Annotated in this window: 19 protein-coding genes; 9 read left to right on the plus strand and 10 right to left on the minus strand. The window is 67.2% G+C overall.

Annotated elements, in window-relative coordinates; translation table 11 throughout:
• The first annotated feature begins 20 nt into the window (after nt 1-20).
• Genes UC32_RS09830 through UC32_RS09845 form a run of 4 tightly spaced genes read left to right on the plus strand, consistent with a single transcriptional unit; the run spans nt 21 to nt 4,293 of the window.
• The gene (locus UC32_RS09830) at nt 21-1,400 is read left to right on the plus strand and encodes an LLM class flavin-dependent oxidoreductase (RefSeq protein WP_045731049.1); all 1,380 of its coding nucleotides are present in this window, start codon (nt 21-23) and stop codon (nt 1,398-1,400) included.
• Nucleotides 1,400-2,788 (plus strand): LLM class flavin-dependent oxidoreductase, encoded by a 1,389-nt coding sequence (locus UC32_RS09835; protein ID WP_045731050.1) that lies wholly within the window; start codon nt 1,400-1,402, stop codon nt 2,786-2,788. The genes UC32_RS09830 and UC32_RS09835 overlap by 1 nt, the downstream gene beginning before the upstream one ends.
• The gene (locus UC32_RS09840) at nt 2,785-3,816 is read left to right on the plus strand and encodes an aldo/keto reductase (protein ID WP_045731051.1); all 1,032 of its coding nucleotides are present in this window, start codon (nt 2,785-2,787) and stop codon (nt 3,814-3,816) included. The genes UC32_RS09835 and UC32_RS09840 overlap by 4 nt, the downstream gene beginning before the upstream one ends.
• Before the next feature lie 54 nt (nt 3,817-3,870).
• Entirely contained in the window at nt 3,871-4,293 is a 423-nt protein-coding gene (locus tag UC32_RS09845; protein WP_015938440.1) for a universal stress protein, read from the plus strand.
• Here the strand turns inward: UC32_RS09845 and UC32_RS09850 are convergent.
• Nucleotides 4,281-5,207, minus strand: a complete 927-nt coding sequence (locus UC32_RS09850; RefSeq protein ID WP_045731052.1) for a DUF817 domain-containing protein — start codon at nt 5,205-5,207, stop codon at nt 4,281-4,283. The genes UC32_RS09845 and UC32_RS09850 overlap by 13 nt on opposite strands.
• Nucleotides 5,200-6,006: an oxygenase MpaB family protein gene (locus tag UC32_RS09855; RefSeq protein WP_235423631.1), complete on the minus strand. Its 807-nt coding sequence runs from the start codon at nt 6,004-6,006 to the stop codon at nt 5,200-5,202. Before UC32_RS09855 ends, UC32_RS09850 begins: the two co-directional genes overlap by 8 nt.
• Nucleotides 6,007-6,211: 205 nt before the next feature.
• Here UC32_RS09855 and UC32_RS09860 point away from each other — a divergent pair, with 205 nt between their 5' ends.
• Both UC32_RS09860 and UC32_RS09865 read left to right on the plus strand, forming a co-directional pair.
• Nucleotides 6,212-6,625 carry an Hpt domain-containing protein gene (locus tag UC32_RS09860; protein ID WP_045731054.1) on the plus strand — a complete coding sequence of 138 codons (414 nt, stop codon included), beginning with the start codon at nt 6,212-6,214 and terminating at the stop codon, nt 6,623-6,625.
• Between the two features lie 322 nt (nt 6,626-6,947).
• The gene (locus tag UC32_RS09865) at nt 6,948-7,589 is read left to right on the plus strand and encodes an ANTAR domain-containing protein (protein ID WP_082072028.1); all 642 of its coding nucleotides are present in this window, start codon (nt 6,948-6,950) and stop codon (nt 7,587-7,589) included.
• 132 nt (nt 7,590-7,721) lie between these two features.
• On the opposite strand, the gene UC32_RS09870 is transcribed toward UC32_RS09865, so the two are convergent.
• Both UC32_RS09870 and UC32_RS09875 read right to left on the minus strand, forming a co-directional pair.
• Nucleotides 7,722-8,669 (minus strand): polysaccharide deacetylase family protein, encoded by a 948-nt coding sequence (locus tag UC32_RS09870; RefSeq protein ID WP_045731055.1) that lies wholly within the window; start codon nt 8,667-8,669, stop codon nt 7,722-7,724.
• A 67-nt stretch (nt 8,670-8,736) separates the two neighbouring features.
• Nucleotides 8,737-10,302, minus strand: a complete 1,566-nt coding sequence (locus UC32_RS09875) for a purine-cytosine permease family protein (protein ID WP_045731056.1) — start codon at nt 10,300-10,302, stop codon at nt 8,737-8,739.
• Nucleotides 10,303-10,410: 108 nt separating this feature from the next.
• Here UC32_RS09875 and UC32_RS09880 point away from each other — a divergent pair, with 108 nt between their 5' ends.
• Entirely contained in the window at nt 10,411-12,156 is a 1,746-nt protein-coding gene (locus UC32_RS09880) for a PucR family transcriptional regulator (protein ID WP_045731057.1), read from the plus strand.
• A 32-nt stretch (nt 12,157-12,188) separates the two neighbouring features.
• On the opposite strand, the gene bla is transcribed toward UC32_RS09880, so the two are convergent.
• Nucleotides 12,189-13,130 (minus strand): class A beta-lactamase, encoded by a 942-nt coding sequence (bla, locus tag UC32_RS09885; protein ID WP_045731058.1) that lies wholly within the window; start codon nt 13,128-13,130, stop codon nt 12,189-12,191.
• Nucleotides 13,131-13,209: 79 nt separating this feature from the next.
• Here bla and UC32_RS09890 point away from each other — a divergent pair, with 79 nt between their 5' ends.
• Complete coding sequence (locus UC32_RS09890; protein ID WP_161797264.1) at nt 13,210-14,094, plus strand: LysR family transcriptional regulator; 885 nt, start codon at nt 13,210-13,212, stop codon at nt 14,092-14,094.
• The gene (locus tag UC32_RS09895; RefSeq protein WP_200896363.1) at nt 14,091-15,005 is read left to right on the plus strand and encodes a serine hydrolase; all 915 of its coding nucleotides are present in this window, start codon (nt 14,091-14,093) and stop codon (nt 15,003-15,005) included. Before UC32_RS09890 ends, UC32_RS09895 begins: the two co-directional genes overlap by 4 nt.
• Before the next feature lie 27 nt (nt 15,006-15,032).
• On the opposite strand, the gene UC32_RS09900 is transcribed toward UC32_RS09895, so the two are convergent.
• The 5 genes from UC32_RS09900 to UC32_RS09920 form a co-directional block, all read right to left on the minus strand.
• The gene (locus UC32_RS09900) at nt 15,033-15,902 is read right to left on the minus strand and encodes an IclR family transcriptional regulator (protein ID WP_045731060.1); all 870 of its coding nucleotides are present in this window, start codon (nt 15,900-15,902) and stop codon (nt 15,033-15,035) included.
• Between the two features lie 61 nt (nt 15,903-15,963).
• Nucleotides 15,964-17,220 carry an aminopeptidase P family protein gene (locus tag UC32_RS09905; RefSeq protein WP_045731061.1) on the minus strand — a complete coding sequence of 419 codons (1,257 nt, stop codon included), beginning with the start codon at nt 17,218-17,220 and terminating at the stop codon, nt 15,964-15,966.
• A gap of 123 nt (nt 17,221-17,343) precedes the next feature.
• Nucleotides 17,344-18,714 carry an MFS transporter gene (locus tag UC32_RS09910; RefSeq protein WP_045731062.1) on the minus strand — a complete coding sequence of 457 codons (1,371 nt, stop codon included), beginning with the start codon at nt 18,712-18,714 and terminating at the stop codon, nt 17,344-17,346.
• A 315-nt stretch (nt 18,715-19,029) separates the two neighbouring features.
• Nucleotides 19,030-19,260 carry a hypothetical protein gene (locus UC32_RS20315; protein WP_082072032.1) on the minus strand — a complete coding sequence of 77 codons (231 nt, stop codon included), beginning with the start codon at nt 19,258-19,260 and terminating at the stop codon, nt 19,030-19,032.
• 122 nt (nt 19,261-19,382) lie between these two features.
• Nucleotides 19,383-20,876, minus strand: coding sequence for an aldehyde dehydrogenase family protein (locus UC32_RS09920; RefSeq protein ID WP_045731064.1), 1,494 nt, complete (start codon nt 20,874-20,876; stop codon nt 19,383-19,385).
• Between the last annotated feature and the right edge of the window lie 7 nt (nt 20,877-20,883).

A 20,883-nucleotide genomic window follows, 5' to 3' on the forward strand; every position in this document is an offset into this window, starting at 1 on the left:
AATTTTCCAAGGAGCCTTCCATGAGCAGCACGCCCACTGAACCGCAGCGCCACCTCCACCTCAACGCCTTCCTCATGAGCACCGGCCACCACGAAGCCTCCTGGCGGCTGCCGGAGAGCGACCCGCAGGCCAGCACCGATGTGGAGCATTACAAGAAGCTGGCCCGCACCGCCGAACGCGGCAAGCTGGACTCGATCTTCTTCGCCGACTCCCCCGTCCTGTTCGGCGAGGTGGGCCGCCGCCCCGCCGGCAAGCTCGAACCAACTGTCCTCCTCACGGCCATCGCGGGAGCCACCGAGCACATCGGGCTGATCGCCACCGCCTCCACCACCTACAACGAGCCGTTCAATCTGTCCCGCCGCTTCGCGTCTGTGGACTGGGCCAGTGGCGGACGGGCCGGCTGGAACGTGGTGACCACGGCCGGCCCGGACGCTGCCCGCAACTTCGGCGTGGACGATCAGCCCGTCCACGCCGTCCGGTACGAGCGTGCCGGTGAGTTCATCGAGGTGGCGCAGAAGCTCTGGGACAGCTGGACCGATGACGCCGTCCTGGCGGACAAGGAAGAAGGCGTGTGGGGCGACGCCGAAAAGATCCGCACCATCGACCACGAGGGCAAGCACTTCAAGGTCCGCGGCCCGCTCAACGTGCCGCGGTCGCCGCAGGGCCACCCGCTGATCGTGCAGGCGGGCTCGTCCGAGGACGGCAAGGACCTCGCCGCGAAGTACGCCGACGCCGTGTTCACCGCGCACCAGACCCTCGCCGACGCGCAGGAGTTCTACCGCGACCTCAAGGCCCGCACCGCCGCGGCCGGCCGGGACCCGGAATCCATCAAGATTCTCCCCGGAATCGTGCCCGTCATTGGCGCCACCGTGGAGGACGCCCTGGAGCTGGAGTGTGAACTGGACCGGCTGATCAAGCCCGAGTACGCCCGGATCCAGCTGGCCAAGACCCTGCGGGTGGAGCCGGAGGACCTGCCGCTGGACCGGCAGCTGCCGGACAACCTGCCCAGCGAGGACGAGATCGAGGGTGCGAAGAGCCGCTACACGCTGATCGTGCAGCTGGCCCGCCGCGAGCAGCTCACGGTGCGGCAGCTGATCGGCAGGCTGGGCGGCGGCCGCGGGCACCGGACGTTCACGGGCACCCCGGTGCAGGTGGCGGACGCTATCCAGGAATGGTTCGACGGCGGCGCGGCGGACGGCTTCAACATCATGCCGCCGGTGCTCCCCTCCGGGCTCGAAACGTTCGTGGACCAGGTGGTGCCCATCCTCCAGGAGCGGGGGCTGTTCCGCACCGAATACACCGGACGGACGCTCCGGGAGCACTATGGCCTTCCCCGCCCAGAGAACCAGTACGCCCATGCGGCCGGTCCGGAGCTGGCATCGATCGGCTCCGCGTTCTGATGGCGCGGCAGCTGAAACTCAACCTGTTCATCTACCCGGGCGGCCACCACGAGGCCGCGTGGCGGCACCCGAAATCCCACACGGACCGGCTGCTGGACATCCGGTTCTACCAGGAGCTGGCGCAGCGGGCGGAGGCCGCCAAGCTGGACGCGGTGTTCTACGCTGACGGCCCCGCGCTGGAGAGCAATGTCCAGTTCGCCACCCGGTTCCGGATCGAGCCGTTCACGTGGCTGTCCGCGATCGCCGTCGCCACCGAGCGGATCGGCCTGATCGGCACCGCCAGCACCACCTACCTGGAGCCGTACAACGCCGCCCGGCTGTTCGCGTCGCTGGACCACCTCAGCAAGGGCCGCGCCGGCTGGAACATCGTGACCACCGGGGCGGAACGGGCGGCTCAGAACTTCGGGCTGGACCAGCACCCGCCGCACGCTGAACGCTACAGCCGCGCGGACGACTTCGTCCGCGTGGTGGGCAAGCTCTGGGACAGCTGGGAGGACGACGCAGTGGTGGCCGACGCCGGCACGGGGGTTTTCGCCGATACGTCACGGATCCATCCGGTGGAGCATGAGGGCCGGTACTTCCGCGTGGCAGGGCCACTGAACACGCCGCGCTCCCCGCAGGGCCGGCCGGTTTACGTGCAGGCAGGGTCCTCCGAGGATGGCAAGGCCTTCGCCGCCGAACATGCGGAGGCGGTGTTCACGGCCCATCAGTCGCTGGCAAGCGCGCAGGAGTTCTACGCGGACATCAAAGCCCGGGCGGCTGCGTTCGGCCGGGACCCCGGCCAGCTCCTGGTGCTGCCCGGCATCAGCCCGTACCTCGGTTCCACGGAGGCCGAAGCGAAGGCCCTGAAGCAGGAACTCGACGAGCTGACGCAGCCCGAGTATGGGCTGGGGATCCTGCGGAAGCTGCTGGGCATCGACCTGGACGGGGTGCCGCTGGACGGACCGTTCCCGCCGGACCTGCTGGCCACCGCCGGGAAGGCGGGCAGCCGCAGCCAGCTGGTGCTGGACATCATCCGCCGCGAAAACCTCACCGTCCGCCAGGTGCTGCACCGGTTCGCCGGCGCCCGCGGACACTACGTCTTTGCCGGCACTCCCGTGCAGGTGGCGGACGAGATCCAGCACTGGTTCGAGGGCGGCGCCGCGGACGGGTTCAACATCATGCCGCCATGGCTGCCCGGCGGCTTCGAGGCGTTCGCCGACGAGGTGGTCCCCATCCTGCAGTCCCGCGGCCTGTTCCGCACCGAATACACCGGGTGGACGCTGCGTGAGCACTTCGGCCTGGCGCGCCCCGAAAGCCAGTACAGCCGGGACATCCAGCCCCCGAACCAGCCCGGCGCGGTCCAGCGGAGCCAGGACCTTCCCAACCTTCAAGGAGCACCAGCATGACCGAATACCGCAGCCTCGGGTCCACCGGGCTGAAAGTCAGCCAACTGACCCTGGGCACCATGATGTTCGGAGCCATCGGCAACCCGGACCACGAGGACTCGATCCGGATCATCCACCATGCCCTGGACTCCGGCATCAACATCGTGGACACCGCCGACGTCTACTCCCAAGGAGAATCCGAGGTCATCGTGGGCAAGGCGCTCAAGGGCCGCCGCGACGACGTCGTCCTCGCCACTAAGGTCCACGGACGCCTTGGCGAGGACGTGAACCAGGCAGGCAACTCCCGGCGCTGGATCATCCGCGAGGTGGAAGACAGCCTGCGCAGGCTGCAGACGGACTGGATCGACCTCTACCAGGTGCACCGGCCGGAGCCGGACACGGATATTGATGAAACCCTGGGAGCGCTGAGCGACCTGGTCCGGCAGGGCAAGATCCGCTACATCGGCACGTCCACGTTCGAGCCCGGCCAGATCGTCGAGGCGCAGTATGTGGCCCGGGAGCGCCACCGCGAGCACCCGGTCACCGAGCAGCCGCCGTATTCCATCCTGGCCCGCGGGATTGAGCGCGAGGTCCTGCCGCTGGCCGAGAAGCACCGGCTCGGCGTCCTGCCGTGGAGTCCGTTGGCCGGCGGGTGGCTGTCCGGACGGATCAGGCCCGACGGCGCCCACAGCACCTCCAGCAGGGCTGCGCGGCAACCGGAACGGCACGATCCGTCGTCGGCCGAAAATGCCCGGAAGACCCGCGCGGTCCTGGAGCTGACCGAACTGGCGGACCAGGCAGGCCTCTCGCTGATCCATCTGGCGCTGGGCTTCGTGCTGGAACACCCGGCGGTTACCTCGGCCATTATCGGCCCGCGGACGCTGGAGCACCTTGAAGCCGCCCTGGGCGCGGACGAGGTGGTCCTGTCCCGCGACGTGCTGGACCAAATAGACCGGATCGTGCCGCCCGGCACCACCCTGAACACCGCCGACGCCGGCTACCAGCCGCCGTCGTTGACGGACCCCGCACGGCGCCGCCGCATCCGCTGACCCCTCCCTTAGACTGGCCCCTTGACGGTAATGCCCCCGAACGAAGGAGCCCCCATGAGTGGAGTAGTCGTTGTAGGCGTGGATGCCAGCGCATCTGCCCGGAAAGCCGCAGAAGTGGCACTGGACCTTGCGGAGTCGCTCGGAGCGTCGCTGCATGTGGTGACAGGGTTCGAGTCGGAGAGCGCCGAAACCTTCGGTTCGGGTTCGGACCAGGTGACGGTCTTCCGCGGTGACAGCGCCCAGCATGTTGCCGAATCCTTGGGCGCCTCCAGGCCGGGAGTGCAGGTCACCCACTTCGCTTCCCGCGGCAAGCCCGCCGATTCGCTCATCAAGGAAGCTATCCGCCTGGACGCCCGGCTGATCGTGGTCGGCAACCGCAGGATGCGCGGCATCGGCCGCCTCCTGGGCAGCGTGGCCAACAGCGTGGCGCACAACGCACCGTGCGATGTTTACATCGCCAACACTTACGAGGACTGACCCTCGCCGGTGCCCACGGGCAGCGTGGCGGACGGCGGCGGAACTTTCCGCCGTCGTCCGCTTTCTTCGTCCGGGGGTGCCGGTTTGTAGACCCAGGCCACCAGCACTACGGAGATGATCATCAGCAGGAACCAGGCCACCAGCTTCTCCAGGCCCACCGGGTGCCAGCCGGCCACCTGGCTGGGGTAGAGCCACGCCCCGGACCAGGTGGCGATGTTCTCGGCGATCCAGATGAACAGCGCCACCAGCAGGAAGGAAACCACCAGGGGCATCCGGAAACTACGCCGGAACACCCGGAAGTGCATGGTGCACCGGCCGAAGACCACCACGACGGCGGCGAGCAGCACCCAGCGCAGGTCCCAGATGTAGTGGTGGCTGAAGAAGTTGACGTAGATGGCCGCAGCCACGATTGCGGTGATCCAGCGGCGCGGGTAGTTGGCGAACCGGAGGTCGAAGAGCCGGTAAACGCGCACCATATAGGACCCCACGGCCGCGTACATAAAGCCGCTGAACAAGGGCACGGCGCCAATCCGCAGCACGCCCTCGGCTTCATAGGACCAGGAACCCACGTCCGTCTTAAACAGCTCCATGCAAGTCCCTACCAGGTGGAACAGCACGATAACCCTCAGTTCCTTCAGGGTTTCGAGTTTGAAGGCGACCATCAGGACCTGGATCACGATGGCGGCGATGGTCAGGAAGTCGTTGCGGGCCAGCCCCGCACTGTCCGGGTACCAGAGGCGGGCTGCCATGAGCACAGCCAGGAGGGCCGCGCCGAAGATGCAGGCCCAGCCCTGTTTGAGGCCGAACACGACGAACTCTGTGAGCCTGGCTTTGGCGCCGTTGGCCGGCGCGGTGGCAAGGAAGCGGCGGGCACTTTCATCGATCCGCTGCTCAACCGGGGTGGAACTACGCACTGACTCCCTGACGCTTGGCTGACCGGCTGTTCCTGCGGATGTCCTTGTCCAGCTCGCCAAGGAGGTAGTCCTTGAGGCCGTGCCGGATCCCCCGTGGAAGCCTGGGGTAGGTGAGCGACAGCATCCGCATGGTGCTGTTGAAGCGGCGCTCCCGGCGCTCATTCCACGGGAGTCCGAAGTCCTGGCGGAGCCGGTCCGGCAGGAACCCCGCGGTGAGGAACCGGGCCGGCGGAATGATGGCCCGGTACCAGAGGGCGGTGTGCTTGGGGTAGAGCAGGCCGTGCGCCACCCGGATGCCGGCGGGTCCGGCCTCCAGGGTGGCCACCTGTTCGTCCCAGTAGCGGCCAAACGCGGCCCGGTCCTGCGGCCACATGCCTTCGGGAACCTGCAGGGCTGTGCCTAGCCGCGCATAGTCGCGGTACATCTCATCGGCCGTGCCGGCGTCGAGCGGTCCGTAGATCCTTTCGATGACGGTGCGGGCGGTGTCATAAAGCGTGGCCACCACCCAGAGCTGAAGTTCGGGATCGTAGGCGCTGTAGCCGGGCGACTCGGCGTTGTCCGGGCGCCGGACAGGCACGTGGGCCCGGTTCACGCGGCGGCGGACTTCCTTCACCTGTTCGTCGGTGCCGTAGACGATGGCGTACACGTAGGTGAGCGTGCCCTTGAGCCGGTTGACCGGGCGGCCCTCGAAGGTGCTGTGTTCGGCCACGCCGCGTCCCACGGCCGGGTTGGCAAGCTGCAGCAGCAGGGCACGGCCTGCCCCGGCGAGCATGATGCCCTCGCCGCCGAAATCAGCCATTCCCCGAACCATCCCAACAGGCTACCGGAGGTAAACACCACTGTAAGCAGGGGTCGGTACCCGGAAATGCGAGTACCCACCACTCATGCGCTCCGGCCCTGCGGGCACGTACCGTCCGTTGAAAGTCCTGCCGCAGCATCGCGCAGGTATGCGGACAGCGGAGGAAGCTCATGGGCCGGCAACGGGACGTGCGGGGTGGAGGACCGTGACGCAGGAAGATGGCTACGCGCTGCCGCTGCTGGACAAGGCGGTGCTGGAACGGCTGCGCTCCGACCTGGACGACGACGAGGGTGTGTGGCAGGTCTTCATCCAGGATTTCATCGCCAACCTGCCGCACCGGATCCAAAAGGTCCGCCTGACGTTCACCACCGGCGATGCTCCGGGTGCCCTCGATGCCATCCTGAGCCTGAAGACTTCCAGCCAGATGATCGGTGCGGAGCGGCTGGCGGGCCTGGCCCTGGAGCTGGAGCGGGAGCTGCGCACCGCAGCCCGCGGCAATGGCTCGGCCACCGCCCTCCCCCGGCTGGCCGCCCAGCATCTCCGCGGCATCAAGCAGTGCGCGGACCAGACCACCAACCTGCTGCGGGCTCTTCTGCAGGACCGGCCCGGTGGTTTCTAGGCGGACTGTCAGCCAGCCAACACCCCGTCGATCCGGTCCAGCAGGCCCGGCCAGCCGATGCCCATCCCCTCGCGGGTTCTGGCGGGTTCTCTCGTTCGGGTTCTCCCTAACTCAGGCATCGATCTTTACCTCACCTCCAAACAGTAAGTACCCTTAGCTTTTGGTGGGGTGTGGCTCAAGCAGCCGGGTCACACCTCACCCTGTTTAGCCATCTCCACTGAGGCCGCGAGGATCTGGTCCGGGAAAATGCTGCTGCTATATCCTGTTGCTTTCAAATCCGGCCGGGGGGTAGCCGGGTGCACACGTACGAAATGGTGTTGTATTGTCACCCAGCAGTAAATACACGGGACCCCCTCCCGCGCGAGAGACGGCCCTCAACAGCGACTTCCTGAATTGCCCCACCGGGCTCGTCGAGTACTACTTTAATGACGGCATTTTCCGCTGGTCAGATGGGCTGTACCAGATGTACGGCTTTGAACGGGGAGAGGTAGTTCCCTCCATGGACATGGTCATGCCCCACCTCGAGCCCATAGATAGGCCAAGAGTCCAGGCCTATTGGGAGCATGTGTCCAAGCACGGCGGGCCTTCCTCCATCTACGTAACCATCCGGGACCGCAAGGACCACCAACACAAGTTGCTCTACTCAGCGGACTACATCATGGACGGCACCACCCCGGTTGGCGTCTGGGGAGTCGTAGTGGATCTCACCACGTCGATTCATACAGACCGGCACCAGCTCGCCACCGAGGCAGTAGCGGCCTCCGCAGTAAACCGTGCAGCCATCGAGCAGGCCAAGGGCATCCTGATGGGACGCACAGGCATCAGCGCGGACGAGGCCTACGGACTCATGAGCCAACTGAGCCAGGATACGAACCGCAAGGTCTACTCGATTGCCCAGGACATCATTGAACGCACCACGGCCGGGGTCCGCGGCAAAAACGGGGAGGACCACTCCCTGCTCTGACCGCAGGAGCCACAACCCGGGAAGCGTGGCCGATCTGCTTAGCCTCATTCGCAGCTGCCGGCGGCAGGTCGGCAGACGCAAGCGGACGACGGCGGGAACCTCCCGCCGTCGTCCGCTGCTGTTTGGCTTGGCCTACTTCAGCGCCCCCTCCCGCACTGCCGCCGGCGTGAACGCTGCACCTGCACCCGGGAATACCGGCACGTCGATCCGGGCGTGGGTGTGGATTTCGGTGACCGAGGACTTGGTGTGCCGCGCGATCTCCTCCATGGTGGTCACCCACATGCCGTCCATGCCCTTCACCCGCTCGATGAGCTGCTCCAGGGCCACGGCCTTTGAGGGCCGGCCGGAGATGAACGGGTGGTTGGTGAGGACGAAGCAGCTGCCCTGAGAGTGGTGGGCTTCAGCCTCGAGCGTCCACATTTCCAGGACCTTGGCGGGGCTTTCGATGACGCCGCTGCCGGTCACTCCCGGGTAGAAGGCGTACTGTTCCCAGTCGTCCAGCGTCCAGTCCACGGGGATCTCCACAATGTCGCGGGGATCATCGGCGGCGACGGCGAAGCGGTAGGGGGCATCGCCGTCGAGCAGGCTCGAATCATAGAGGAACCCACGGTCCGCCAGCAGGCCAGGTGAGTGCCAGTTCAGTTCCCACCACGGCGCCCGGTACCCCACCGGCCGAACCCCTGCCACCTTGGCCAGAGCCTCAAGGCCGCGGTCCATGTAGCCGGCCTCCGTGGCGGCGTCGATGCCCTGCATCGGCTCGTGCAGGTAGCCGTGGTGGCCCACCTCGTGCCCGCCGTCCACGATCTGCCGGACGATGTCCGGGTAGGACTCGGCCGTGAATCCCGGGATGAAGAACGTGGCCCGAATGTCCTGGCGCTCCAGGATCTTCAGCAGCCTCGGGACCGCCACCTTGGGCCCGTACGACTGGTGGGTCATCAGCGACATCCGCCGCGTGCTGGTGGGATCGTGGGCGATGGTGCAGGACTCGGCGTCAACGTCGAACGTGAAGGACGCTGCGGCCTTGAAGCCTTCAGGCCAGGTGATGGGATGCAGGAGGTCCGCGATGGCGGGCTGGTTCACGATGGATTCCTTTCGGCGGGCGCAGTGCGCCCGCCTGTACAGCTGTGGTGTTGAGTGGACGTGCGGGTCAGATGACCGGGAGGGCTGCGGCGCTGTCCGGGTTTTCGGCGGCCGGGGCAGCCGCGGGCTTGGCATCGGTGCCGGCACCGGTGACGTAGCGGAGGTGGACCCGCGGGCCGAGGATCGCGTAGACGCCGGCACTGGTGAGTCCGCCGGCGAGCCAGGAGAGGTCCCAGCCGCCCAAAGCCACGGCGATGGGGCCCTGCATGGCGGGGACCAGGCCGTACATGAACAGCCAGGTGGCGAAGATGCCTGCCAGGAGCGAGGTGACGCCGGCCCAGTTGACGCCGGGGAGACGGCGGGTGCCGATGCCGTCGAAGAGCCGCTCGGCTCCGCCCGGCCAGCGCTTCTCCAGCCAGAAGTAGTGCACCAGCATGACGCCGCCCCAGGCAGCCACCCAGGCCACCAGGCCGATCAGCCAGGCGTCCAGCACCTCGGCGAAGTTCTCCTGGAAGATGAAGAAGACCACGGCGGCGAGGGAGAAGACGCCCACGAACAGGTTGAGTTTGCGGCGGCTGATGGTGATGTCCAGGGCCTGCGTGGCCACGGAGAACGTGTAGATGTTCAGGATGTTGGTGGCGATGGGGCCGTGCAGCACCATCAGCAGGACCGGCAGTGCCAGGACGCCGAAGTTCTGGACGATCAGTTTTCCGGGGTCAACTTCGCCGCTGTTCGTGGCAAGGCTGGCGCCGAGGATCCCCAGCCAGACCACCGGGATGAACTGGCCCAGGACCGAGGCGAGGTAGACCTTTTTCTTGGGGACCGAGGTGCTCACGAAGCGGGAGTAGTCAGCGGCGTAGGTGAACCAGGTGATGCCCCAACCGATGCCGATGGCGGTCATCACGGCGCTCATGGCGGCGATGCGTTCGGAGCCTTCGAGGATGGCTCCTGCGGGGCCTGCGTAGCCCCAGTCGATTTTCATGCCGAACCAGGCGACGGCGGACATGACCGCCAGGATGATGATGGTGGGCGGCACCGTCCACTTTTCGAACGCGGCGATGGCTTTGTAGCCGAACCAGGCAATGGCAACCTGGGCAGCCATGATGGTGGTTGCCACGCCGATCTTCCAAGCGTAGTTGTGGGCTTCCGGGTCCACCCAGCCGAGCGTTCCGAAGAGGGCCATCACCAGGTCCAGGATGATCCAGGTGTTGACGGCACACCAGCCGATCACCAGCAGCGCCTGGATGGCGGCCGGGAGGTAGTTTCCGCGCCGGCCGAAGGCTGCTCGGGCCAGGACCATGCCGGTGGCTCCGGTTTTCTGGCCCAGCAGTACGAAGCAGCCGAAGAGCAGCATGCCGATCAGGTTGCCGAGGACCAGGACGGTGACGGTGTCAGCGAAGCCGAGTCCCAGGTGGATCCCGAGCGCCCCGAGGACCCAGTTGATGGGTGCCAGGTTGGCGCCGGCCCAGATCCAGAACTGGCCGGACACCTTGCGGGTGCGGGCGGACTCGGGGATGGGCTGGAGCCAGGCTTCGTGGTCGGTGGTGGAGTGGTCTGTGGTGGAGTGGTCTGTGTGGCCGTTTGCGTCAGAAGCAGCGCGCCTTTGCGCTGAAGAAGAAAGCTTTTCTTGCATGGGGGCCTCCGTGAGGTGGATTTCGTACTCACAAGGCTATGTGGCCCCAATCACAGTAAACAAGATACGATGTGTCGAATAGATTCCCCTTCTACGTTACGGACTGTCGTGTCAGTGTCCCTTGGTGAAATACTCGCCCATCCAGCCCTCAGCGCAGCCGATCCTGTGGTCCATCCGCTGGGCACTGACACCTCCGCCCAGCCGGTCCGCTGGGTGCACTCGAGCGAAGTCCTGGACATCGCGCCGCTGCTGCGCGGCGGTGAGCTGCTGCTGTGCGGCGGCATCACCCTGGCCACGGCCACTCCGGCCAGGCGCGGGGACTACGTCCGTGAGTTGGCCCAGCGCGGCATTGCGGCCCTGGCCATCGAGACCGGCGGAGTGCTTCCCGAAGTCCCCGCCGACATGCTGGAAACAGCAGCGGAATACGGGCTTCCGGTGGTGGAGCTGCGCAAGGTGGTGCCGTTCGTGGGCGTCATGCAGGCCATCAACTCCATCCTGGTCAGCGAGTCGGCGGGGCACCTGCACCAGGCGGACGCTGCCACCCGGGCCATGGCCGCCGAGCTGGCCCACGGCGCGTCCCTGGACAAGATCCTCGGCGTCCTGGCCGGCATCACCGGGTCCGCGGTTCGCCTGGTCTCCCCGTGGGGCGTTGACCTGGGCAGTGCCCTGCCCGAGGGTCTGGACGCAGCGGAGCGCGAGGCCGTGCACGACGCCGGCACAGACGGCGGAGTGACGGCCGGCGGCAGGGAGGGCGACAGGGAGGGCGACGGCGGGGGTGCAATGCGCGACGGCGGCGCGGACAGCGGCGCGGCAGGCGACGCCGGCGGGACCCACCACGGCACGGACCCGGCCGGGGCAGGCGAGGTCAGCGGGACGCCGGATCTCACGGACGCGCCCGCAGCTCCAGACACGCCCACCGGGACTGTCATGAGCGTAGACATTCCGGTGCGCGGCGTCCTGATGGGCAGGCTGGAGGTACTGGTGCCGCACGGCGGTGACACGGCGCTGGCGCAGGTGGCCGGGGAACGCGCCGTCGACATCCTTGGCCTCGCACTGCTGCAGCACACCCCGCCCGGCTTGCACGCGCAGGCCGGGGCCGAGCTCATGCGCGCGGTCCTGACGTCCGCCCCCGAATGGCGCCTTGAACAGCTGGCCCCGGGAGCAGGGTTTCCGCTTGATTCGCCGCTGGTGGTGGCCGCCGTCCACGCAGCCTCCCCGCAGGAACTGCGCGGGGCCATCGAGGCGTTCCTGGGCGCCGGCCGGATCCCCAGCGCCGCCTACCTGGACGATGCGGAACTGGTGGTCATGGCCGGGCTCCCCTGCACCGACACACCACGGGTAAGGCGCGAGCTGCTTGCTTCGCTGCAGGGACTGGAAGGTAACCACGATGCAGTGATTTCAGTGGGGCCGCTGGTTGACGGGGTGGCGGATGCCGCGTGGTCCCTGGCGGAGGCGCGGCGTGCCCTGGATGTGCGTCAGGTGCGGCGCCGGAACGCCTCACCGCGAAGGCGGCCGCCCGCCCACGGCCTGGTGGTGCTCGACGCCGACGACGCCGCTGTGGAGAGCCTGGCACTGACGGGCCTGCCGGCGTCAGCCCGGGAGGCCTTCGTCAACCACCAGCTGCGTGCTGTCCTGCAGCATGATGCACAGCGGCAGTCCCAACTGATGGAAACGCTGCAGGTGTGGCTCGATTCGGGCTGCAACACGGCCCAGTCGGCCCGGGAACTGCACCTTGAGCGGCAGTCGATGCACCACCGGCTGCAGCGCATCTTCGATCTGTGCGGCGGCGATCCCCGCGGGACCGGCAGGCTGGCGGCGCTGCACCTGGCGGTACGGATGGCCGGCCTGCCCTGACCCGCCTGCCATGGGGAAACGGACGAAGCCGCTCAGAGGAGCTCGCCGAAAACGAGCTGGCCCACGCGCGCCACCACAGCATTGTTGTTCACAGCATCCGGGCGGCTGGTCCTTGTCATCACTGCGAGTGTCAGCGGAGGGCCATCTTCCGGCCACACCACCCCGGCATCGTTGACCACCCCGTAGCTGCCGGCACCGGTCTTATCGGCGAGTTCGGCTCCGGGCGGCACCGCTGCCCGCAGCCGCTCACCGGAGGTGGCATTGCGCAGCATCCACCCTCTAAGGCGGGCCTGCCCCAGAGTGCCCAGTGCATCGCCGAGCAAGAGCGCTTCGTACAGCGTGTGGATGTCGCTGGGCGTGCTGGTGTCCCGGACGTCGCCGGGCAGCGCTTCATTGAGCTCCGGTTCCCACCGGTCGAGGCGGGTGGACAGGGCACCGAGCGACCGGGCATAGGTACCAATTTCCGGCGGGCCCCCGATGAGTTCAAGCAGGAGGTTGCCGGCGGTGTTGTCACTGAAGCGCAGGGCAGCATCGGCAAGCTCTTCCACACTCATGTTCCGGTCCTTGTCGGCAGCGCAGATGACGGAGTCTCGCACGATCTGGTTCTTACGGAAGGAGATCCGGTGCTGCCAGAACCCGTCGTCGTACGCGTGGTCGCGGAGCAGCCGGGCCACGGCCAGGGTCTTGAACAGGGAGCACATCGGAAAGATGTCTCCACCTCTGTAGGCATAGGCGGGACGCTGGCCCAGCCGGCCCGCCGCGACGCCGATGGTGAGGCCATGGGCTGACTCGAGGCCGCTGATCGCCGTGTCGAGGCGCCGGCCGGCGTCGCCCGGACCGGATGCCGCGGAGGCCGGGCCCGCCGCACTTGCTACGGCGGCCGCCAGCACTCCTCCTGCACCGAACATCAGGGCCCTGCGACGGGTCGGCTGGTTTGACGCTTCCGGGAGCTGGAATGTGTGAAGTCGATTCATGCGGCCAGTCTGGGCGGAATTTTTGGTTCGCTCAAAGACAGAAATAGCAGGATTTATGCGTCAGCGGCATGATTGGTGGATGGACCTCCTCAGCGGTGCGCGTGCGTTCGTTGCTGTTGCCCGCCGGCAAAGCTTCTCGGAAGCGGCCCGGGATGAACAGACCACGCAGCCCGTCGTCAGCCGCCGTGTTGCCGGTTTGGAGGCGCAACTCGGCGGGGCGCTCCTCGAGCGGAGCACCCGCCGCGTGCGGTTAACAGCCCTGGGCACGGCGCTCCTGGAGCACGTACAGGCCTTGCTGGGCGCCGAACGCTCGCTGCTCGACGCTGCGGCATCCCACCATCGCGGCACTGTCCGGCTGCTGGTGCCCTGCGACCTCGATCCTGCGCGGTGGGCGGCCCTAAGGGTGCGGGCACTCGGGGCGGGCGCCGACCTCGAAATAGAGGAAGCCGGCCGGGAGCGGCGTACCCTGCGGTTTCGGCTCGGGGAAGCCGATGCCGCCGTCCTTCCGGTCGAAACCGCGCGGGCTGACTGGGTGGTGCCGCTTGGCCTCGCGCAGGTTACGGACCGGCGCAGGCCGCTCTCACTCGGGGCCTTGCGTCCCACCCGCGCCCAGGGGCCGAAAGCGGCTTCCAACCTCTTGGTGTTGGCCGAGGATGCCTCCGGCCAACTGCTGTCAGTGCTCCGGACATCCGCCGCGGAATGTGGCTTGGCAGCCAATCAGGTGGCCGAGTCTCAGAACCTCGTCAGCGCACTCGCGGGAGCCATCGCGGGCGATGACTGGATCCTGTGCACCCGGAAGCAGGCTTCCGCGTGGGGCCTGCAATGGTTTGAAGTCCGGGAGCTACCGGTGGCACGTGCCTACCGGCTTGAATTGCGCACGCCGGACGGGCGGCGGCTCTTTGACGCATCCCTTCGGCGGGACATCGCCGCGGCTCTCGGCGCCGTTCCAGGGGTGCAACCTTGAGCGAGGCCGCCTTCGACGCCGGCGCGGGCGCAAGTGCCCTGCGCCAGGCAGCGGAGGTACTTGAGTCCGCGGGCCTTTCGGGGTCCATACTGGTGCGCCATCTCGGCACCGGACACGAGCTGGCGCTGGATGCCGACCGGCCCTATCCCCTGGCGTCCGTGGCCAAGTTGCCGCTCGCGGCCGCTGCCCTGGACACCGCCCACAACGGCGGGTTCGACCTCAGCATGCCGGTGCATATTGACGGGACAAGCCGTTCCCTGGGCGGCCCCGGCATTGCCCGCTTCACCCACCCGGCGACGATTGCAGTGGGGGACCTTATCCGGCTCGCCATCGAAATCAGCGACAACACCGCCGCTGACGCAGTCTTCCGCATCGTGTCCCCCGGCGACGTCACGGACTGGCTCCGAAACCTCGGCACCAGCGGCATCGTTCTCCGCCACCCCATCGGCGAACTCTACGCCTCGCTCGCCACGCAGGCTGCGGTCCGCGACGCCGCCACCGTCCACTCACTCGTTGTCCAGGCTGACCAGCAGGGGCATCCATCCCCGTTGCCCCAACTCGACGTCGAGCGCGCCAACGCCGGCACCGCGCGCAGCCTTGCCGACCTCCTGCAAAAAATCTGGGACGGAACCGTCTCCCCGGCGGTGGCGGCACCCCTGCGTGAAATGCTTGCCGCCAACGTCTTCCGGCATCGCCTCGCGCCGGATTTTTCGGCCGATACGTCAACCTGGTATTCGAAAACGGGTTCCTTCGTCCACCTCCGGCACGAGGCTGGGGTGGTGGAACACACGGGGGGACCGGCCCTGGCCGTCGTGGCCCTGACACGCAGCCGTGTGCCTGCGGCCGTCCAGCCTTCGGCGGAACAGGCAATGGGTCACGCCGCCCGCATCCTGCACGATGAACTCCTCTAGCAGCACAGACCGACGCGCCGGAGCACTTTACCGGGGGCTGCGCCCGCCCAGCCGGGTGGTGACCTGGGCGGCCGCGGCCATGCAGGCTTCGCCGAGGTCTTCCAGCCGTTCGCGTGACACGCGGAACCGCGGGGCGGGGATCAGCACGACGGCGGTGACGTCGCCCCGGTGGTCGTAGGCGGGTGCGGCGACGCCCACTTCGTCCATGGAGGATTCGCCGTAGTTTCCGGCCCACCCGCGCCCCGCAACCTCTTTGAGCCGGTCCTCGTAAGCCGCCAGTCCGGCGTCGTCCATTCCCGGAAAGGTAACGGCGCCGCTCCGCAGCAGTTCGCGGACCCGCTCGGCGGGCTGGTGGGCGAGGAAGACCTGGACCGAGGCACTCATGGCGTCCCGGTAGCGGGCGCCGAGGGGTGTGGTGTGTTTGATCTGGTGGGGGCTGGCGATCTGCTCCACGCAGATTGCCTCGTCGCCGTTCCACAGCATGAGGGCGCTGGTCTCCCCCGTCTGCTCGGTGAGCCTGCGCAGCACGGGGTACGCCACGCGGCGTTCGTCCATTTCCGCAAGCAGCGGCCCGGCTACGGCGATCAGCCCCAGGCCAAGACGGAACCGCCGCGTTTCGGGGTCCCGTTCCACCAGGCCTTCCTGTTCCAGGGTGGCCAGGATCCGTGAAACGGAACTCTTGTGCATGCCCACACGGCCGGCGATTTCGGTGACTCCCAGCAGGGGTTCCTCGGCGCTGAAGGTGCGCAGCACGGCGATGGCGTTGACGACGACGGAAGCACCTTTGGCGTCCGCCGCGCCACTGGCGCCGGTACCGGCGGCGCCGTTGTCACCTGCGGCGTCGTTGTCTGCGGCGTCTTTTTGGCTGGTCTTTGCTGGAGTCATGGTGGACACCATCTTTCCCTAAACGGCGGAAGCGGCGCCACGTGTGCGTGACGCCGCTTCCAGTGCTGGACGGTTAGGCCTCGATGATGTTCTTCTCCGGGCCGAACGGGAACTTGGTGATGTTCTCCACCGAGCTGTCCTCACCAATGACCAGGATGTCGTGCTCACGGTAGCCGCCGGCGCCCGGCTGGCCGTCGGCCACGGTAATCATGGGCTCCATGGAGACCACCATGCCGGGCTCCAGGACGGTGTCGATGTCCTCGCGCAGCTCAAGCCCGGCTTCGCGGCCGTAGTAGTGGCTGAGGACGCCGAAGGAGTGGCCGTAGCCGAAGGTGCGGTTGGCCAGCAGCCCGTGGCTGATGTAGATCTCGTTCAGTTCCGCGGCGATGTCCTTGCAGACGGCGCCGGGCTTGATGAGTTCCAGGCCGCGCTTGTGCACCTCCACGTTGATGTTCCACAGTTCCAGGGATCGCTCATCCGGCTGGCCCAGGAAGAGGGTGCGCTCCAGGGCGGTGTAGTAGCCGGAGGTCATGGGGAAGCAGTTGAGCGAGAGGATGTCGCCCTGCTGCAGCTTGCGGGTGGTGGCCCAGTTGTGGGCGCCGTCCGTGTTGATGCCGGACTGGAACCACACCCAGGTGTCGCGGACTTCGCGGTCCGGGAAGGTCTTGGCGATCTCGTGCACCATGGCCTCGGTTCCGATCAGCGCCACCTCGTATTCGGAGATACCTTCGCGGATGGCGTTGCGGATGGCTTCGCCGCCCAGGTCGCCGATGCGGGCACCGTGCTTGATGACCTCGATCTCCTCGGCGGACTTGATCATTCGCTGGCGCATGGCGTCCTGCGAGACGTCCAGGAGCTGTGCGCCGGGGAACGCGGCGGCGATCTTCTCGCGGGTCAGGCCGGGGAGGAAGTCATCCTCGACGCCGAGGCGGGTTGCCTTGACGCCGCGCTGGCGCAGGGCTTCCTGGAGTCCGAAGTAGAAGTTGTCGCGGCGCCAGTCGGTGTAGACGATGTTCTCGCCGTAGGAGGTGCGCCACGGCATGCCGGCATCGATGTTCGCGGTGATGGTGACCGAGTCGTCGGCGGTGACCACCAGGGCGTAGTTGCGGCCGAAAGTGGTGAACAGGAAATCGGAGTAGTACTTGATGCCGTGGTAGCTGGTCAGGATGACCGCGTCCAGGCTCTTTGCTGCCATGATCTGGCGGAGGCCGCCCAGGCGGCGTTCGAACTCGGCGTCGGAGAACGTGAGCTTGCCCTTGGCACCGTTGTGGAGGACCTTGAGGCGCTCGAGTTCGGCGATGGACGAGGCGTTATCGGCGGTGATAGTCACTGTTGTGCCTTTCGTTAATGCTTCTGGATTGTCCAGTGCAGTTGATGTGGTGTGGATCGGAAGGGTGGTCAGGGGGCCTTGCGGCGGGCCGGGAGTGCCTGTGAGCCAGGCAATGCCGGCGGATCAGAGGTGCTTCAGGGGCTTTCGCGACGTCTCAGTGGCGAACAGGACTGCCGCCAGGGACACCGCTGAAGCTGCAACCAGATACCAGCCCGGGGCGATCTTGCTTTGGGTCATGGCGATCAGCAGGGTGGCCATGAACGGGGCGGTGCCACCGAACAGGGCGTTGGAGAGGTTGAAGCTGACGGCAAACCCGCTGTAGCGGACCTTGGTGGGGAACAGCTCGGCCAGGAAGCTGGGCAGGGTCCCGTCGTTCAGGGTGAGCATGCCGCCAAGGAGGATCTGGACCAGGACGATGACCAGGAAATCACCGGTTTCCAGCAGCATGAACGCCGGAACGGTAAGGACCATGAAAAGGATGGATGCCGTGATGAGCATCCGCTTGCGGCCAAAGACGTCCGAGGCCATGCCCGTAAGGAAGATGAACCCGATGTAGCTGGCCAGGGCAATGGTGGTGGCCAGGAAGGACTCGGTGGGGCCGAAGCCCAGTTCCTCGGAAAGGTAGGTGGGCATGTAGCTGAGGATGACGTAGAAGCCAACGGCGTTGAGCAGCACCGCGCCGCAGGCGATGACGAGCTGCTTCCGGTAGGTCTTGAACATGGCCAGCGCGGGGGCCTTCTCTTCGGTGCCTTCCTTCGCAGCCAGTTCCCGGAAAGCCGGGGTGTCCTCGAGTTTGGTGCGGATGTAGCGTCCGATGAGGCCCATGGGGGCAGCCAGCAGGAACGGCAGCCGCCATCCCCACTCGTGCAGCTGGTCTGCGGTGAGGACCGAGCTCAGGAGCGCCGCGATGAGGGAGCCCAGGAGCAGGCCGGCCGCGGTGCTGGCCGGAACCACTGCTGCATAGAGGCCGCGCCGGTTGGCCGGGGCGTACTCCACCAGGAAGGCCGAGGCGCCCGCATATTCGCCGGCGGCTGAGAACCCCTGCACGATGCGGATGATCAGGAGCAGGACCGGAGCCATCAAGCCGATGGATGCGTAGCCGGGAATCAGCGCGATGCAGAACGTTGAGACGGACATGATGACGATGGACAGGGACAGTGCCTTCCGCCGGCCGAGCTTGTCGCCGATGTGGCCCCAGACAAAACCACCCAGCGGCCGGACGAAGAACGAGACCGCGAAGACGCCAAAAGTGGCCAGCAGCGCCGTTTGCCGGTCCGCTTCCGGGAAGAACACCGATGAGATAACCGCGGCGAGGTAGCCGTACACCGCGTAATCGAACCATTCGACGAAGTTGCCGATGAAGCTCGCGGTGACCACCCGGCGTCGTACGTCCTTGCTGGGCGTTAGGGGACTAACGCCGCCGCCTGCCAGGGCGGAACCATCGGCATCTTTGGCGATGACTCCCGCCTGGGGCGGTGTTGTTTCGTGACTCATAGAACCACCAATGAAAATCGGAGTTGCACTGATTGCAACGTCGTTGTTTCAACATAAGTGGTGACGGCGAACACAGTCAAGAGATTTGCCGACTATTACTCAGGGAAGAACACCGTCGCAGCGGGCATTCATCGCCCGAGGGAGGCAATATCGCAAAAGACGCTTCAGTTGCACTCAAAGCAACATTGTTGAAATATGCCTGAAACCTGTTGCGGCTACGCGACCAGGAGGCACGCAGCCCGGCACCGCATGCCGGGCAACAAAAACAGGCGACGCCGGGAAAGTCCCGTCGTCGCCTGTTGTGGTTCCTCTGTCCTAGGCGGAACTGCCGCTCCGCCAGTCCCCATCGGTGTGGGGTTGATCCGGCGGAGGCTCCTCCCCGTGCGGTTGATCCTTGTGGCGGGCTTCCTGGAGATGGTGCTCCAGCTTCTCCTCCGCGTCGCGGCGGCGCTGGCCCACCGTGCGCATCTGCTGCGTGGTGGGCGCGGTGTGGGCATGCAGATGCGGGCCTGCATCGTTGGGGCTGTCAACCCTGTTTTCCTGCATACGAACATCGTCCCACCGCGGCTGTGGCGCGGGTAGGGCCGAGCGGTCCGCTGGCAGGCAACGGTGGCCGGGCACACGAACGGCCGCCAGGCATCTGCCTGGCGGCCGCAGTGACGGAATGCCTAGATCCCGGTGTAGACGGTCTTGCCCCACGTGAAGAAGTCCAGCGCGGACCGGCCCTGCTCGCGGAACGTGTTCGTGGACGAGTCCTTCACGCCGCCGAAAGGCACGTTCAGGTCCAGCCCGGCGGTGGGCCTGTTCACCTTCACCACCCCGGCCTGGGCGCGGGCAGCGAAATCGGTGGCCAGGGCCAGGGAATCGGTGCAGATGCCGGCGGTGAGGCCGTAGCGCGAATCGTTGATCGCGGCGAGCCCGGCCTCGTAGTCCGGGACTTCCAGGACCGCCACCACGGGGCCGAAAATTTCCTCGGTGACCGCGGGGTCATCGGCGGGCAGGTTGGTGAGCACGGCGGCGGGGAAGAACAGCGCACCGGAGGGGTCGCCGTCGTACTCGCCGTGCAGCAGGGTGGCCCCGCGTCCGACGGCGGCGCGCACCGCGTCCTGGTCCTGCTCGAATTGCTGCCGGCTCACCACGGCACCCATGCGCGACGTTCCGCCTATGACAGCGCCGTCCCCGGCGGTGTACTGCGCGGCTTCGGCCACCAGAGCCTCGAGGAACTTCTCCTTCACACCCGGCGTGACGTAGACCCGCGATGTTGCGGTGCAGGCCTGGCCGGTGAGTCCGAACGCGCCGGCGGCCACCACCTGCGCAGCCTTGGCGGGGCCGGCGTCATCAAGCACCAGGACGCCGTTCTTGCCGCCCATCTCAAGCTGGACGCGGGCACGGCGGGCGTTCAGGATTTCCTGGAGCCCCAGGCCCACACGGGTGGAACCGGTGAAGGAGAGCCCGGCGATGCGGGCGTCCCGGGCCAGCGCCTCGCCCACTACTCGCCCCTTACCGTGGACCACGTTGAAGACTCCGGCGGGCAGCCCGGCATCCTGCAGGGCCCGGGCCAGGTGGGTGGCCGAGAGCGGGGTCAGTTCGGCCGGCTTGATCACCACGGCGTTGCCGCTGATCAGCGCGGGGGCGGCCTTCCATGCGGGAATGGCGATGGGGAAATTCCAGGGCGTGATCAGGCCCACCACGCCCAAGGGCTCACGGCGGGTGGTGATGGTGGTGTCCGGCAGGCCGCTGGGCAGCACCTCGCCGGTGGCCGCCCAGCCGAGCGAGCCGAAGAACCGCAGCACGTCGGAGGCGCGCTTGACCTCGCCTTTGGCCTCGGCCAGGGTCTTGCCCTCCTCGCGGACAAGGTCTTCGGCGATGGCCGACTGCCGCTCGATCAGCAGGTTGCCGGCTGAGATGAGGATGGCGCCGCGCGAGGGGGCAGGCAGGGCTGCCCAGGCAGGTTGGGCTGCCGCCGCGGCGGTGACGGCGGCATCCACGTCCGCGGCGGTGCCGCTGGGGGAAACCGCGGCGATCTCGCCGGGGCGGGCAGGGTTCATCCGCTCCGTGTCCGCTTCACCCAGCCAATGGCCGTTGATGAGGTGCCGGGCGGTGACGGCTTCCCGGGAGTCAATGGATTGGGTGGTTTCGGTGTCAATAACGGTGGAGGTCATGGTGGGT

Origin of the sequence: Pseudarthrobacter chlorophenolicus, assembly GCF_000962805.1 — a bacterium.
GTDB lineage: Bacteria > Actinomycetota > Actinomycetes > Actinomycetales > Micrococcaceae > Arthrobacter > Arthrobacter chlorophenolicus_A.